This window comes from Microbacterium sp. Au-Mic1, assembly GCF_021341785.1.
GTDB lineage: Bacteria > Actinomycetota > Actinomycetes > Actinomycetales > Microbacteriaceae > Microbacterium.
In genome coordinates this window covers 185,207-201,173 of the sequence record NZ_JAJTTF010000004.1, presented here as the reverse complement: position 1 = coordinate 201,173, position 15,967 = coordinate 185,207, and the positions used below count along the sequence as shown (strand labels likewise).

Sequence of the window (15,967 nt, the reverse complement as noted above, 5' to 3'; positions counted from 1 at the left end):
GGGTGGCCGATGCGATGCCCGCGCGAGGGCGGCGACGGTCCGGATCTGTCCGGTGGGTCAGAAGGGCGGGTCGGCGGCGGGTGGTGGATCCGGTTCGTCGATGGTGAAGGTCACGGGCGAGGGCGGCCGGTCGATGTAGGTCGCTCCGGCCGGGCTGGTCCACTCGAGGACCCCGGCGCCGCGTTGCTTCACCTTCCACGCCGTTTGATGCTTCAACACGTGGTGCCTTCGGCAGAGCCCGCCGAGGTTGCCTTCCTCAGTCGGGCCTCCGCATGCGGCGTCCACGGTGTGGTCGAGGTCGTGGGCTGTGGGCGGGAGCCCGCAGGTCGGGAACCGACACCGGGAATCTCTCGCATGCAGCAGCCGCCGCAGGTCGGTGTTGGGCCGGTAATGATCCACGGCGAGGACTGCCCCCGTGACCGGGTGGGTGAGCACCCGTTCCCAGGCGGTAGCTCCGCCGGCGAGGATCCGGGCCGTGTCGGTGTCGATGGGCTGCCCTCCGGCGAGTTCCCCGGGCTGCTCGGCACGGATGCCGAACCCGGGGCTGCCGGTGCTGGTCGCGGTGCTGGTGCGCGAGCCGTTTACGCCGTCGGCCGTGCCGGCGAATTCGCCTGGCTGCTCGGTGCCGATGCCGAACGCGGGGCTGTCGCCTGCCGGTGAACCGCTCGCGCCCGTCAGTGATCCGGTCGCGCCCGCCGCCGTTCCGGTCGCGTCGCCGTCAGTCTTCATCAGGGTGAGTACAGGAACCGTGATCTCGACCCGCGCCTGGATCGCCGACAGCAGTCCGTCCGCCGTGTCGTGCCCGGATGGGGTTCCGGTGAGCAGGGTGTCGGCGCACAGGTCCGCACGCAACTGATCGATCAGGCGGTCGTCGGCCGGATCGCCGAGCGCGTCCGCCTCGATGCCGCATCCCGCGTCATCTTTCCCCGCCTGAGTGTTGGCGACCTGCACCATCCGGGCCTGCTGGGTGAGCCGGTCGAAGATCCCGTCGATCACCGCGGTCGCGTGGATCAACCCGAGCATCTTCTGCCCGTCCTCGAGCTCCTCCCGCCACACCCGACGGTCTTCTTGCGCGTCCCGGTGCCGATCCGTCAACGACCGCGGAGAGAGCCGCTCGGCGACCCGTTCCACGACCCGCTTCGCCCGATGCGCAGTCTCCCCGACAGAGGCGGCGACCGCGACCTGCTCGAACTCCACCCTGGCCTCATCGTCGAGACGTGCCCCGGCGTCCTGGATCTGCCGCACATGCGCCGGGCCGATCCGCGCCTCCGTGAACGCCTGCATCGTCACCGGGAACCGGGCGACGAGTTCTGCGGCGCGGGCCATCCGGGCCTGCACGACCCGGTCCGACATGTGCAGCACCCCCGCCAACTCCGCCGCGACGGACCGGGATGCAAGCTCCACCGACTCGCCCCGTACACCCGACCCTGACTCTGACGCGAGGTGCTCGGCGAGGCGCTGCGCGACCGCGAGGTGTGTTTCCTTCAGCGCCTGCAACCGGATGATCGTCGCCTCTGTCGTCTCCAACCCGTCCACGAGCGCGGCGAGCAGGACGACCGGATCCACCGGGTCCACCCCGGGATCGGTCGCTGTGCCGGTCGAGCTCGTCATACCCCCATTCAACCCGGGACCACCGACATTCCAGACCCTGAAAGAACCAGATCAGGATCGGAAAAGTCACGAACAGATCACGAAATCCAGACCACGATCCAACACCCGCTTCTCGTGGATCGAAGAAGGCATCGACCACCCGACACGCCCGCATCATCGAACACCGATCAGCTTTCCCGGTATGCATATACTCGGAAACAGATTCCGGGAAAGGAAATACTCATGTCGGTGCGCCAGAGCCTCCTCGCCATTCTCGATCAGGGCCCGTGTTACGGGTATCAGTTGCGTGCCGAATTCGATCGGCGCACCGGCTCGACCTGGCCCCTCAACGTCGGTCAGATCTACAACACGCTCGAACGTCTGGAACGCGACGGGCTCGTCGAGCGCGGCGACGCCGACGACCAGGGGCATGTGTACTGGGCGATCACGGACGCCGGATCCGCGGAGGTCGCGGGCTGGCTCTCCTCCCCCGTCGAGCGCGCCACCGGCACCCGCGACGAACTCGCGATCAAACTCGCCGTCGCTGCGACGCTGCCCGGCATCGATGTCGCCGCCGTCTTCCGCGCGCAGCGAGCGGCCTCGCTCGCACGGCTGCAGGAGCTGCAGCGCTCGGCGCCGACCGCCGCGACATCAGACGGACCCGAACAGCTCGCCCGAGCGCTCGTGATCGACGCACTGATCTCCACGGCTGAGGCCGAGTTGCGCTGGCTCGACCAGGCCGAACAGCGCATCGCCGCGTATCCGCAGCACACCCTCGCGCTGGAGCTGTCGACAGAGCACCCCAAGCGCGGCCGCCCTGCGCGCGTCGTCGTCTGAGCACCCGAGGCGGCGGGCCGACGACGGCCTGATCGCCGAGGGCGTAGCGGATCCACAGCCCGCGCACGGTCCGGGACCATAGGATCGGCGCATGGCCGGTTTCTGGGGCAGACGCAAACGTGAACAGGAAGAACTGCAGGCGCAGGACGCGGATCTCGCGCGCCGCGCCGAGCAGGCGATCGTCGCCGCCGACGAGCGGATCCGCACGTCCTCCGACGAGCTGGCCTTCGCCACCGCCGAGCTCGGCGACGAGATGACGGCCGACTTCAACCAGGCTCTCGAAGCGGTGCGCACTCACATGGGCGAGGCGTTCCAGCTGCACCAGCTGAACCACGACGAGATCCCGGACACCGCGGAGGAGCTGCGCACCCGCAACGCCCGCATCGTGCAGCTGTGCCAGTGGGCCGAGGACCTGATCGACGAGAAGTCCGCCGCGATCGCCGACGCGGTCGCGCGCGTGCGCAACGCCCCGCAGGTGGTCGCCAAGGTACGGGCGGACGCGGCGGCGCTGGAAGGCCGCGTGCCTCAGGCGCAGGCGTCCGTGGAACGGCTGGCCACGCGATACTCCGATGCCGCCATGCAGCGCATCGCCAAGAGCGCCGAGGAGGCGGCTCAGCTCGTGGTCTTCGCGAACCACGGGGCCGACGTGTTCGAGCGGCGCCGCGACGCCGGCCGCAACCAGGAGGCCGTGCTCGCGCTCGAGACGGCGACCGAGGCCACACGTCGCGCCGCGGCTCTGCTGGACGCCGTGGACGACTTCGAGATCGAGGCGCTGCGGGCCGAGTCCACGCTCGCCGAGGTCGTCGCCGACTCCCGAGGCGATCTGGCCGCTCTGCCGATGGCTCCCGATGCACCGACCGTGGCCGCGGCGGCGACCGAGCTGCAGCGCGCGCTGAACTCGCTCGCCCCTGCGGGCAGCCGGACCGACCCGTTCGGCGAGCTCACCCGCCTGCGCGCGGCGAACACCGCGCTGGATGCGGCCATCGCGGCCGCCCGCTACCGCGCGGAGCACCCGCTGCCCACGATCGCCACGGTGCAGCATGCGCTCGATGACGCGGACCGGCAGCTCGGAGTCGCGCGCGGCCTGATCGAAGGTCACCGCGGCTGGATCGGCGCGGATGCCCGCACGCGCCTCGCCGAAGCCGAGCGACTGCGCGTGGATGCGCCGTCGCTGCTGCCCGCCGAGGAGACCCGCGAGGAGGCTCTCAGCACCGCACGACGTGTCGCGCAGCTCGCCGCGGAGGCGCTGCAGCTCGCCCAGCACGACATCGACCGGTCCCGCCCCGACCAGGGCTGGGGTGGAGGCGGCGGCTGGGGCGGAGGCGGCGGCAACGGCTGGGGCGGCGGACGCGGATCGGGCGGCGGAGACGTCGTGACCGGCGTGCTCGGCGGCCTCGTCATCGGCGGGCTCCTCGGCGACATCTTCGACTGACGGCGTCGGCTCATCGGGCCGCGCCGCAGCGGATCCGGCACGATCGCACCTCGCACACAGTGATGCACCCCGGCCTCGAAGGCCGGGGTGCATCGTCGTCTGACCGAGGGCCGTCAGCTCACGAGAGCCTCGACGGGAGCCGCCTGGGTGGTGAGCGAGATCACGCCGTAGTCCCAGCCCTTGCGGCGGTACACGACGCTCGGGTGGTCGCTGCGTGCGTCCACGAACAGGAAGAAGTCGTGCCCGACCAGCTCCATGCGGTCGACGGCCTCCTCGACGGTCATCCACTCCGCATCGAAGTTCTTCGTGCGGATGACGACCGGGGAGTACTCCTCCTCGACCTCGATGGTCGGGATCGCTCCCGTCGAGACCGCGTGCAGGGTGTCTGCGGAGACGGGGCTGACGTCGATGCCCGCGAGCTCGCCGGTGCCCTTCTCGAAGCGCGCGCCGCGCGGATGGTGACGGCCGTCGATGCGGCGCTCCTTGGCCCGCCGGACCTGCTCGATGAGCTTGTCCACGGCCAGATCCAGCGCCACGAACTTGTCCGCGTCGCGCGCCTCCGCGCGCACCAGCGGCCCCTTTCCGATGAGAGTGAGTTCGACGGTCTCGTCCTCCACATGACCGCCGCGATAGGAACGATGAGTGACCTTCACGTCGAGGCTCTGCGCCTTCGTCGCGATAGTCGCGATCCGTGCGGTCTTCTCTTCGACCACCGCTCGGAATCGATCGCTGATGCCGACTCCGACACCGACGATGTTCGTTTCCATCCTGACCTCCTTGTTCCGGTCCGCCCGGCCAAGGGCGGACCGTGGTCGCCTTTGTGAGTCCCCACCGTAGTCGTCGGATCCCGTGATGTCATCCACAATTCATCTGCGTGTCGTGAGGATCCGCATCACGGTCCGCCATGATGCGCATCCGCGCCGTTCGCGCACCGTTCGCGGCGGTGCGTGAACGGCAGCCGGGACGTCATCCCCGTCGCCGGGTGGCCGCGACCGCCACCGCGCCCACGACCAGGAACCCCGCCGAGCGGAGCGCTCTGGCGGCCTCCTCACAGGTCGCCCCAGTGGTGATCACGTCGTCGACGATCAGGGCGGCCCGACCGCCGCCCGCCCTCGTGGCGACGAGACCACCGGCGAGGTTGCTCCGGCGCTCCTGCACGCCGAGTCCGCGCTGATCCCGCACCCGGCGCGTGTAGGACAGCGCCCGCAGGATCGGGATACCCGTGCCGCGGGCCAGCAGCTCCGGCAGCCGGAATCCCCGCCGCCGGAACGCCGCCCGCGTCGTCGGCACGGGCACGACGACGTCGATGCGATGCGGCGGAGAAGGTCCGCCGCACAAGTCGTCCACGGCCGCATCGAGCGCCGGCCGCAGCGACCGGATCAGCGAGGTCTGGCCGTCCTCCTTGACCGCGCGCAGCACGGCCGCCGCGGCGCTGTCGAACACGAGCCCTGCGCGCAGCGCGACGACCTCGGAACGGGGCCGCACCACGCTCGGCGCGAGACCAACCGCACACGAGCCGCACAAGGCCGTGCCGGCCGCGCCGCAGCCGGCACAGACGGAGGCGAAGGCGAAGTCGGCGACCTCCCGCAGGAGCCGGCGCACGACCCCGTCGGCGGGCAGCAGGGCGGATGACATCTCGCGGGGCATGCACCCAAGAGTGCCCGCCCGGCATCATCACCCGAGGTCCGCGACCGCGATCGGTGCGGAACGGGCGCGATCCGGCGCCTGTGCAGGATGGTCGATACCGTCCGTCGACCCGATCTCCGCTCGGAGCCGGACCATCGAGGACCGCGGGCCTCAGCCGCCCAGCTGCACGGCGAGCACCTTGACGTTCGTGCTCACCTGCGTCGGAGTCGGTCCGCTGCGCACCCACAGCACGCCGTTGCCGAACAGCTGCACGCTCGTGGTCGGCGATGCCGGCGCGATCGACTGGGTCGCATCAGGCACGTCGACGGTCTTCGCAGGTCCGCCGACCTGCTGCGCGCGCAGAACCATGCTGGACCCGTCGGTCGTCAGCACGCCCACGGTCGCGTCATCCAGCCAGGCGATGTCCGTCGCCCCCGCCGGCCAGGCGATCACGTTCGGGTTCGCCACGCCGATCGCCGTGGGCGCACCGCGGTCGTCCCGGGTGATCGCGGCGACCTCGATGCGGACCTGGCCGTTCGCGCTCACCGCCATCGCGAGCCGGGCGCCGTCCCTGCTCACCGCCATCGCCGTGATCTGACCGGCATCCGCGGGTCCGGCGAGGGCCGGCTGGGACTTCCCCAGGCTGGACCAGGCCAGGATCGACGAGGGCGACGTCTGCGGCACGGTCCAGATGTAGCCGAACGGATCCAGCGTCGGCGGGATGAGCCCGGGGCGCGTGTCGATCTCGTCGGTCCTGCCGTCTGTGACGGCGTACACGATGCCGCTCGCACCCTGCACAGCCACGCGCTGGGCGCCGGTGGCCGCACGGATCGCGGTGATCGGCTCGGGGAAGCCCTCCAGCGGCGCCGAGACGCCGGCGATCGGCACGAGCTCGCCGCCCGCCAGATAGCCGAACCCCTTGTCGGTCAGCACGAGTGGGCGCGGGTCGACCGACGTCGACGACGCCGGGGCGGATCCCGCGCTCAGATCACGGCCCGCCACCGTGAGCTTCACCTGCAGCACGCCCAGCCCGCTCAGGCTGCGCTCGAGCTGGGTGCGCATACGCGCCAGCGTGACCGGATCCGCGTCCGCGGCCGCATTGGTGAGGGCGACCTCGGCGACCTGCGAATCCAGGGTGACGGTGTTGCGGCCCAGCGCGATGTCGCCGGTGAACGCCGTGCGCACCGCGCCGGTCAGCCAGGAGCTGGGCTTGCCGCTGACCAGCGACTGCACGATCCTGCTCGCGGTGTTCTCCCGCTTCGGGAACCACCGCACATCGGGAACCAGGTAGGTCCAGGTCGGATCGAAGTACTGCAGCTCGTAGGGGGCGAACACGTCCGCGGCCGCGAAGGAGTCCGCGTCCAGCACGATGCCGTCCGGCGCCGCCGAGATCCGCCACTGCCCGTCCTTGTTCTTCACCAGCTCGAACGGAAGGTCGGCCGCGCGGTTCACGGGCGTCCCGGAGTAGGCGCCCGTCTCGTCCACGATTCCTGTCTGCTGCAGGCCCAGGCGCACGGACGCCGAGGTGGCGTCCTTCGGCAGGTCGGGCAGGTCGAAGCGGCGCCCGGCCGATCCGGTGTCGATCGTGACCCCGGCATCCGGCTTCCATTTCTGGGCCTCGCCGGAGGTGAGGAACTGCCGCGCGATGCCCCAGCTCTCCTTCGGGCTGGAGGCCGCGTCGATGAACCCGCGCACGATCTCCTTGGGATCCATCCCGTCCGATGGCCCCTGCGGCACGAACGCGAGATCCGACCCGCCATCGTTCTGATCGGCGGCGAGCCCCGGCCGCACGTCACCGGTCACAGGCAGCGACGCGCAGGCGGTGAGCCCGAGGAGAGCAAGCGCGACCGCCGCCCCACGCAGGATCCGTCCGATTCTCATGACTCCTCCTGCCCTCCGGCGGTCGGCGTCATGCGCGCCTGATCGCCGAGCTGGACGATCGGCGCGGTGTTCACACCGATCTCCGCGATCGCTTCGACCGGCTCCAGAGGCACCGGCGACGCGCCGTCCAGCGGTTGCGCGCCGCGCGGCAGCGTCAACACGAAGTTGGTGCCCTCTCCGGGCTGCGACCAGACGGCGAGGGTGCCCCGATGCAGCCGCGCGTCGCCCAGAGCGATCGACAGTCCCAGTCCGGTGCCGCCGATGGTGCGCGTGCGCGAGGGGTCCGCCCGCCAGAACCGGTCGAACACGCGCTCCGCGTCCTCGGCGGTCATGCCCATGCCGCGATCGCGCACGCCGACCGCCACCGCATCCTGGCCGCTGTCCACTGTGATGACGATGGGCCGTCCCTCGCCGTGCTCGATCGCATTGCCGATGAGGTTGCGCAGGATGCGGCGCACGCGGCGCGGGTCGAGATCCACCGGGGTGTGCCCGCCGGGGGCGACGAAACGCAGCTCCGTGTCGTGCGTCGCGGCCAGCGGACGCATGTCGTCCACCATGTCCTCGGCAAGGTGCGCGAGGCTGATCGCCTCGGTCTCCAGCTGCACGGAGCCCGCGTCGTAGCGGCTGATCTCCAGCAGATCCGCGAGCAGCGTGTCGAATCGGTGCACCTGCGTCTGCAGCAGCTCCGCGGTGCGCGCGGTCGTCGGGTCGAACTCGTCCCGGCGATCGTTGAGCATCTCGGCCGCCAGCCGGATCGTGGTCAACGGCGTGCGCAGCTCATGCGACACGTCCGAGACGAATCGCTGCTGCACGAGCGACAGTTCGCCGAGCTCCTTGATCTGCGCCTCGATGCTGTCGGCCATCGCGTTGAACGAGCGCCCGAGCGTCGCGAGCTCGTCCTGACCGCGCACGGGCAGGCGGACGTCGAAGTCGCCGCCGGCAAAGCGCGCGCTCGTGTCGGCGGCCTCCGTGATCGGATGCACGACCGTGCGCAGCGCGAACCAGGCGATCAGCCCGATCAACGCGACGAGCACGATGCCCGCCACCCACAGGCTCCCCTGTACGAGCACGAGAGTCTGCTCGGTGTCGGTCAGGTCGTAGGCGATGTAGAGGGCATACGAGCCCAATCCCGAGGCTGTGAGCTGCTGCCCCACCAGGATGCCCGCGTGCGTGGAGCCGTCGGCGTCTCTGAGCGCGACCGGCTGCCACCACTGCTTGGCACTGTCCTTCGCGACGCGCTGCTGCAACTGATCGGTGACGAGCTCGTCCCGACTGAAGCCGCCGAGCGTGAATCCCGCCGACGACGGCCGGGAATCGAGCGGGAAGACGCCGAGCACCCTCGACGACGAGACGGTCTGGACCGTGTCGCTGACGTCGCGCATCAGCCCGAACACGGCCGTCTGCGTCCCCTGTGTGTTCGCGGAGGTCAGAACCGCCTGCGCCGACCTGGCCGCGCGGGACGCGTCGTTGAGCGCCTGGTCCTTGCGCGACTCCCAGAGGTTGTTCTGCACGGCGAGCGCCATCGCCACGCACGTCACCAGCACCGCGACGCTGGTGAGCGCGAGGGCGATCACCAGGGTGCGGAACCGCAGCGACTGCCGCCACAGCTGCGCGGCGCGATGCCTGCCGCGGCGCACACCCCGCACGGCCGCGCCGGCCAGCGCCACGGTGTTCGTCATCGGCGGACTTTCAGCATCGGCGGGGACCGCTTCTTCTCGGCCGGGGCGTCGGCATGACCCGGGTGCGGGTCAGACCACGCTCCCCGCGCGATATCCGACGCCGCGCACGGTGGTGACGATGCGCGGGTTGTCGGGATCGAGCTCGACCTTGGCGCGCAGGCGCTGCACGTGCACGTTCACGAGGCGGGTGTCGGCCTTGTAGTGGTAGCCCCACACCTGCTCCAGCAGCATCTCGCGGGAGAACACCTGCTGGGGCTTGGAGGCGAGCGCGACGAGCAGCTGGAACTCCAGCGGCGTCAGCGCGATCGGCGCACTGCCGCGGCGGACCTCGTGCGCGTCGACATCGATGGTGAGGTCTCCGATGCGCAGCACCTCACTGGTGGACTGCGGGGTGGGACGCAGACGGGTGCGGATGCGCGCGACGAGCTCCTTCGGATTGAAGGGCTTGACCATGTAGTCGTCGGCGCCGACCTCGAGGCCTCGTACGACGTCCGCCGTGTCGCTGCGGGCCGTGAGCATGATCACCGGCACCCCGGACTCGGCGCGGATGCGGGTGCAGATCTCGATGCCGTCCATGCCGGGCAGCATGAGATCCAGCAGCACGAGATCGGGACGCTGCGCGCGCCACTCGTCCACGGCCTTCGCGCCGTCCGCGCAGAACACGGGCTCGAAGCCCTCCGTGCGCAGCACGATGCCGATCATCTCGGCCAGGGCCGTGTCGTCATCGACCACGAGGATGCGTGAGGTCATGGGCGGGCAGTCGTCTTTCGGATCTCGCGTTGTTCGGATCTCTTGCGGGACGTGGGCGCGGGCGAGCGCCCCCACGTCGGTCCAGCGTACTTCACGACCCGCGGAAGTCGCCCGAAGGGTGCCCCGCGGGCGCGGTCGCGTCGCCGGACCCGGTGTCACGGCGGTGTGACACGATGGACCCACACGCGAACCGGAGGACTCGTGAGCCAGCAGAGTGTGAACGCGCAGGGCTGGACGCCCGCACCCAAGCCCGGCCTGATCCCGCTGCGCCCGCTCGGGTTCGGCACGATCCTCGGGAAGTCCTTCGCGGCGCTGCGGCACAACCCCAAGGTGCTGTTCGGCTTCGCCGTCGTGGTGCAGCTGGTCGTGATGATCGTGGTCCTGGCGGTCATCGGCGCAGTCTCGTTCGCGACCCTGAGCCGGCTGAGCACCGTGCAGCCGGGAAGCCAGGAGTGGATCACGCTCTACGTCGGCTCGATCGCGTTCATCGGACTCGCCGGCCTGCTGATGGGGCTGTTCTCCGTCGCGTTCAGCGCGATCGTTCAGGGCATCGTCGCCGCCGATGTGCGGGCGGCGGTGCTGCGTGAGACCGCGACGCTCGGCGCCCTGTGGAACCGAGTGCGCCCCGCCGCCTGGCGGCTCATCGGCTACACGCTGCTCTACGGCGTGGCGGGCATGGTGGCGGCCGTCCTCATCATCGGCGTTCCGTTCGTCGCCATCGCGGTGCCGACCGGTTTCGACGGCGCCGGCATCGCCTTCGCGATCATCGCCGTGCTGGCCGGGATCGCCGGAATCGTGGTGCTGTCGATCTGGGTCGGCACCAAGCTGATGCTGGTGCCGTCGCTGCTGGTGCTCGAGGGCGCCGGCGTGCGCGCCGCGATCGCGCGCTCCTGGCGGCTGACCCGCGGGCGGTTCTGGTTCGCCTTCGGGATCGTGTTCCTCATCGGTGCGATCGCGTACGTCGGCACGCAGGCGATCAGCACGGTCGGCAGCCTGGTCACCTCGCTGTTCGGCCCCGTGCTCAATCCCACGGGTGGCACCGACTTCTCCCTCACGGTGAGCACGATCGTCGGCCTCGTCATCACCGAGATCGTCGTCGTCGTGCTGCAGTCCATCAGCTCCGTCGTCCAGTCCACCGCGGGTGCGCTCGTCTACATCGACTGCCGGATGCGCTACGAAGGTCTGGATCAGGATCTGATGGCGACCGTGGAGCGCCGCGCGGCCGGTCTCGACGACGGCACGGATCCGTTCCGGGTGGATCAGGCCAGGGCCGTGCGAGCGGGCTTCCGGCCGGCTCCGGCCGCGATCCCGTATCCACTGCCGCCCGGGCCAGTTCCGGGATACCCGGCTCCTCAGGGATACGCCGGGGCACCGTTCCCCCAGGGCTACGCGGGACCACCCGCGCCACAGGGCTACCCGGCCGTGCCGCCCTACGCCGCTCCGGCCGTCCCGCCGTCCGCGCCCCAGGGCCAGCCCGCCGTACCGCCCTCCGCGGCTCCGGCCGCTCCCCCGGCACCCCCCGCGCCGCCCGCACCCCCGGCCCCGATCCCACCCGCGCAGCAGAGCCCGTGGGCCGCCCCGGATCCGGGCGAGGGATGGACCGCGCCCGGATCCGATCGGCCATGACGGGTCGCGCCCTCCGTGCCGTCCTGATCGCCCTCCCCACGGCGCTCGGCGCGAAGCTTGCCGCGATCCCCCTCATCCCCGACGGCGACGGCGCGCGCGAACTGGCGGAGAAGGAGCTGGCGAAGCCCGAGTACCAGGCCGCGAAGCCCACGCTCATCGACCAATGGGCGCGCGCCGTGATCGACTGGCTGGCCGACCTGTTCACGCCGCAGCACGCCGTCGACCTCGGCCCATGGGCCGCGATCGTGATCGGCGCCGTGCTCGTCGCCGCACTCATCGCGGTGCTGCTGATCTGGGGACGTCCGCGGCGCTCCCGATCCCGTTCTGCCGGATCCGTGCTCCTCGGATCCGCCGACGATCGCACCGCCGCCCAGCTGCGCGCCGACGCCGAGCGCGCGGCGCGAGACGAGGACTGGGCCGAGGCGATCGTGCTGCGCTACCGCGCCGTCGCGCGATCCCTCATCGAACGCGACCTCATCGCCCCCGCCCCCGGAGCGACCGCGCAGACGATCGCCCGCGAGGCCGTGGTGCCGTTCCCCGGCGAGGGCGAGGCGCTGCACACCGCCGCGGTGGCCTTCGACGACGTGCGCTACCTCGGCCATCCCGGCACCTCCGCCCAGTACCGTGCGCTCGCGGAGATCGACGATCGACTGCGCGCGCTGCGCCCGCAGGCGCTGCCCGAGGCGGTGTCCGCATGAGCAGCACCGCTCCCCCGCGCTCACCCGCGCCCACCCGCACCGACGGCCGATCCGGCACCCCGTCCTCCGCGGACGACGCCCGTCCCGCCAGCACGCTCGTGCGTGCTCCGCGCCGAGTGCGGCGGATCCTGGGCTGGGTCCTGGTTGTCGCGCTCGTCCTCGTCGTCGCCGCCGCGGGCCTGCTGCTGACGTCGTCCTCGCCCGCGCAGCGGGACGCGCTCGACCCGGAGCGACCGGGCCCGGGCGGCATGCAGGCACTCGCGCAGATCCTCCGCCAGCAGGGCGTCACGGTCGAGGTCGTGCGCTCGCACGCCGACGCCGCGGCCCGGCTGGACGACAAGACAACTCTCGTGATGAGCGACCCGAGTCCGCTGACCGACGCGGCCGTCTCGCAGCTCGTGGATGCCGCGCACGACGTGGTGCTGATCTCCCCGAGCTCGCGGATGCTGCGGATGCTGGATCTCGGCGCCTACGCCTTCACGTCCTCGCCGGCCCGCGTCCGCGCGGGCTGCGACGTCCCCGCCTTCGCACACGTCGGGACCATCGCCCCGGGCCAGCTGTTCCTTCCTGACCCCGGCGTCACGGCCTGCTTCGGCGACGCGGCCGAGGGCGCCGCGGTGCTGATCGCGGAGGGCGACGACGGCCGTCACGCGATCGTCGACGGTGCCGCGCTGTTCACGAACGAGCATCTGGCCGAGAACGGCAACGCCGCGCTCGGTCTCGCGCTGCTCGGCACACGGCCGCACGTCGTCTGGTACGTGCCCTCCTACGACGACTCCGATCGCACGGACATCGACGTGCCCAAGAGCCTGGCCGACCTCACTCCGGGGTGGGTGACGCCCGTGATCGTCCTGGGGATGATCACCGCCCTGCTCGCCGCCGTCTGGCGCGGACGCCGGTTCGGACCGCTCGTCTCCGAGACCCTGCCGGTCACGGTACGGGCCTCCGAGACGATGCTGGGCCGCGCCCGGCTCACCGCGAAGGCCGCCGACGCCGCGCACGCCGCTGATGCGCTTCGCGCCGGCACGCTCTCCCGCCTCGCCGCGCACCTGGGCCTGGCCGCCCGGGCGGATCCCTCAGCCGTGGCGGACGCCGCCGCAGACCGGATCCGCGTGGACCGGGCCGACTGCCGCGCCCTGCTCACCGGCCCGCTGCCCGGCAGCGACGCCGAACTCGTCCCCTACGCCCGCCGCCTCGCCGAGCTGGAGACCGCCGTCGAGAACGCCGTCCGCATCGAAAGGAGCACCCCGTGACCGATCGTCCCGGCACCGAATCCGCAGGATCCGCCTCGCCCGGATATCCGCCCGCGCCGCCCGCACCTCCCGCGGCACCGACCCAGACCTCGTCCGGCACAGCCCCGTACGGAGCGGCGCCCGTGCAGGCATCCCCGATGCTGTCCGGACAAGGAGCCCCGACCACCGGATCCGATGACGTCGCACTCCGCCAGGCGATGCAGCGCGTCCGCGCCGAGGTGGACAAGGCCGTGGTCGGCCAGGCCGGCACCGTCACCGGGCTGCTCGTCGCGCTGCTGGCGCGAGGCCATGTGCTGCTCGAGGGCGTGCCGGGGGTCGCGAAGACCCTGGTGGTGCGCGCGTTCTCCCGAGCGCTCGGGCTCGACACCAAGCGCGTGCAGTTCACCCCCGACCTCATGCCCGGCGACGTCACCGGTTCGCTCGTCTACGACGCGCGCACCGGAGAGTTCGAGTTCCGCCGCGGACCGGTGTTCACGAACATCCTGCTCGCGGACGAGATCAACCGCACCCCGCCGAAGACCCAGGCGGCACTGCTGGAGGCGATGGAGGAGCGCCAGGTCTCCTCGGACGGCGCGAGCCTGACGCTGCCGGATCCGTTCCTCGTCGCGGCGACCCAGAACCCGATCGAGCACGAGGGCACCTATTCCCTGCCGGAGGCGCAGCTGGACCGCTTCCTCATGAAGCTCGTGGTCGGCATGCCGGAGCGCGACGCGGAGGTGTCGGTGCTGCGTCGCCACGCCGACGGCTTCTCGCCGCGGGAACTCACGGATCTGCACCCCGTGGTCAGCGCCGACGAGATCCTCGCCGCGCAGCAGGCCGCCGGCCGCGTGCAGGTGACGGACGACGTGCTCGGCTATGTGGTCGACCTCGCCCGCGCGAGCCGGCAATCGCCGTCCGTGCAGCTGGGAGCCTCACCCCGCGCGTCGACGGCGCTGCTCGCCGCCGCGAAGGCCTGGGCCTGGCTGAACGGTTCGAGCGCCGTCACCCCCGACCATGTGCAGACCATGCTGATCCCGGTCTGGCGGCACCGTCTGCAACTGCGCCCCGACGCCGAGATGGAGGGCGTATCTGCCGACGCCGTGCTCAGCAGCGTGGTGCAGCAGACCCGCGTCCCGATCTGAGCCGCGGAGACCTCCCCCGTCATGTTCCTCACCGGTCGTCTCGTGATCGTCGCCGCCCTGGGCGTCGTCCCGCTGGTGCTGCTCGATGCCCTCGGAGTGCCGCCGTGGTTCGTCCTGCTCGGATGGCTCGCGCTGTGCGCGGTGCTGGTCGGCGTCGACCTGCTGGCCGCGGCCCCGCTCGGCGCACTCCGCGTCGCACGCGAGGTGCCGAACCGCGTGCGGCAGCACGAGCAGGTCACCGCCACCCTGATCGTGCAGAACCTCGGCGAGCGCCGGCTGCGCGGGCAGCTGCGAGACGCCTGGCAGCCGACCGCGGGCGCCGCGAACCGGGCCAGGGCGTCGCTGGATCTGCCCGCCGGCGAGCGCCGGCGCGTACCGATCACGCTGCTGCCGCGCCGCCGGGGCGAGCTCGCGAGCGAGTTCGTCGCCGTCCGCTCCGCAGGGCCTCTGGGACTCGCGGGACGCCAGGGGCGACACCGTGTCCGCGGCGCGATCCGCGTGCTGCCGCCGTTCACCTCCCGCCGGCACCTGCCCTCGCGGCTGGCACGGCTGCGCGAACTCGACGGCAACACCAGCGTGCAGGTGCGCGGACAGGGCACCGAGTTCGATTCGCTGCGCGAGTACGTGCGCGGCGACGACGTGCGCTCCATCGACTGGCGCGCCACCGCCCGCGCCGGCACCACGATGCTGCGCACCTGGCGTCCGGAGCGCGATCGGCACGTGGTGATCCTCATCGACACCGGGCGCACCGCGGCTGCGCGCGTCGGCGACGGCACGCGCCTGGACGCGGCCTACGAATCCGCACTGCTGCTGTCGGCGCTCGCCCAGCGCGCGGGGGACCACGTGCACCTGCTGCTCTTCGACCGTGCCGTGCGCGGCAGGGTGAGCGGTGTCGACGGTCCGGCTCTGCTGCCGGCCCTCTCCGACGCGATGGCCCCCGTGCACGCCCGTCTCGTCGACACCGACTGGGGCGCCGCGTTCGCGGCGATCCGCTCGGTCACCACCCGCCCGTCACTCATCGTCGTACTCACCGCACAGGATGCCGTGGAGAGCGCTCGGTCGTTCCTCGGCGCCTTCCCGAACGCGTCGCGCGCGACGACGATCCTGGTCGGATCCTCCACCGACCTCTCGATCGATGACCTGGCGCGCGCCAGGCACTCCCGTGAGGACGTCTATCTCGCGGCCGCCGCAGAAAGGACGCTCGCCGACGCCGCACGCGTGGCGGACGCGATCCGGCGCGCCGGAGGCGAACCGCTCTCCGCGGATCCGGACGACCTGCCGCCGCGCATCGCGGACCGCTACCTGGAGCTCAAGGCGGCGGGCCGGCTCTGAGCGCGGCGCCCTGGTACGGGCGCCCTGACCACGAGAGGGCAACGGCGTCGCGAAACAGCATGACAATCATGCAGTCTCGGAACGCGGATGCCGTCTCGCGGTCCCCGCCCGGGGCGATCCCGCTCTCTGGCGACGACCGACT

The 15,967-nt window shown here is 71.7% G+C and carries 13 protein-coding genes; 7 read left to right on the top strand and 6 right to left on the bottom strand.

What is annotated here, in order from left to right:
• Positions 1–57: 57 nt before the first annotated feature.
• On the bottom strand, positions 58–1,611 hold the full coding sequence (locus tag LXM50_RS07095; RefSeq protein ID WP_233310603.1) for an HNH endonuclease signature motif containing protein: 1,554 nt from the start codon (positions 1,609–1,611) through the stop codon (positions 58–60).
• Positions 1,612–1,833: 222 nt separating this feature from the next.
• Here LXM50_RS07095 and LXM50_RS07090 point away from each other — a divergent pair, with 222 nt between their 5' ends.
• Both LXM50_RS07090 and LXM50_RS07085 read left to right on the top strand, forming a co-directional pair.
• Positions 1,834–2,427, top strand: coding sequence for a PadR family transcriptional regulator (locus LXM50_RS07090; RefSeq protein ID WP_233310602.1), 594 nt, complete (start codon positions 1,834–1,836; stop codon positions 2,425–2,427).
• 91 nt (positions 2,428–2,518) lie between these two features.
• The gene (locus tag LXM50_RS07085) at positions 2,519–3,859 is read left to right on the top strand and encodes a hypothetical protein (RefSeq protein ID WP_233310601.1); all 1,341 of its coding nucleotides are present in this window, start codon (positions 2,519–2,521) and stop codon (positions 3,857–3,859) included.
• A gap of 113 nt (positions 3,860–3,972) precedes the next feature.
• Here LXM50_RS07085 and hpf read toward each other — a convergent pair whose 3' ends face one another.
• The 5 genes from hpf to mtrA form a co-directional block, all read right to left on the bottom strand.
• The gene (gene hpf, locus LXM50_RS07080) at positions 3,973–4,626 is read right to left on the bottom strand and encodes a ribosome hibernation-promoting factor, HPF/YfiA family (RefSeq protein ID WP_233310600.1); all 654 of its coding nucleotides are present in this window, start codon (positions 4,624–4,626) and stop codon (positions 3,973–3,975) included.
• 199 nt (positions 4,627–4,825) lie between these two features.
• The gene (locus LXM50_RS07075; protein ID WP_233310599.1) at positions 4,826–5,506 is read right to left on the bottom strand and encodes a ComF family protein; all 681 of its coding nucleotides are present in this window, start codon (positions 5,504–5,506) and stop codon (positions 4,826–4,828) included.
• A 150-nt stretch (positions 5,507–5,656) separates the two neighbouring features.
• Complete coding sequence (locus tag LXM50_RS07070) at positions 5,657–7,366, bottom strand: LpqB family beta-propeller domain-containing protein (protein WP_233310598.1); 1,710 nt, start codon at positions 7,364–7,366, stop codon at positions 5,657–5,659.
• Complete coding sequence (gene mtrB, locus LXM50_RS07065) at positions 7,363–9,045, bottom strand: MtrAB system histidine kinase MtrB (RefSeq protein ID WP_233310597.1); 1,683 nt, start codon at positions 9,043–9,045, stop codon at positions 7,363–7,365. Before mtrB ends, LXM50_RS07070 begins: the two co-directional genes overlap by 4 nt.
• Positions 9,046–9,114: 69 nt before the next feature.
• The gene (gene mtrA / locus LXM50_RS07060) at positions 9,115–9,795 is read right to left on the bottom strand and encodes an MtrAB system response regulator MtrA (RefSeq protein WP_045249345.1); all 681 of its coding nucleotides are present in this window, start codon (positions 9,793–9,795) and stop codon (positions 9,115–9,117) included.
• Positions 9,796–9,996: 201 nt separating this feature from the next.
• On the opposite strand from mtrA, the gene LXM50_RS07055 reads away from it, so the two are divergent.
• From LXM50_RS07055 to LXM50_RS07035, 5 genes are all read left to right on the top strand, one after another.
• Positions 9,997–11,421, top strand: coding sequence for a glycerophosphoryl diester phosphodiesterase membrane domain-containing protein (locus tag LXM50_RS07055; protein WP_233310596.1), 1,425 nt, complete (start codon positions 9,997–9,999; stop codon positions 11,419–11,421).
• Positions 11,418–12,119, top strand: coding sequence for a DUF4129 domain-containing protein (locus LXM50_RS07050; protein ID WP_233310595.1), 702 nt, complete (start codon positions 11,418–11,420; stop codon positions 12,117–12,119). The genes LXM50_RS07055 and LXM50_RS07050 overlap by 4 nt, the downstream gene beginning before the upstream one ends.
• Positions 12,116–13,372, top strand: a complete 1,257-nt coding sequence (locus LXM50_RS07045) for a DUF4350 domain-containing protein (protein WP_233310594.1) — start codon at positions 12,116–12,118, stop codon at positions 13,370–13,372. The genes LXM50_RS07050 and LXM50_RS07045 overlap by 4 nt, the downstream gene beginning before the upstream one ends.
• Before the next feature lie 137 nt (positions 13,373–13,509).
• Positions 13,510–14,493 carry a MoxR family ATPase gene (locus LXM50_RS07040; RefSeq protein WP_233310745.1) on the top strand — a complete coding sequence of 328 codons (984 nt, stop codon included), beginning with the start codon at positions 13,510–13,512 and terminating at the stop codon, positions 14,491–14,493.
• Positions 14,494–14,514: 21 nt separating this feature from the next.
• Positions 14,515–15,825: a DUF58 domain-containing protein gene (locus LXM50_RS07035; RefSeq protein ID WP_233310593.1), complete on the top strand. Its 1,311-nt coding sequence runs from the start codon at positions 14,515–14,517 to the stop codon at positions 15,823–15,825.
• Positions 15,826–15,967 lie beyond the last annotated feature (142 nt).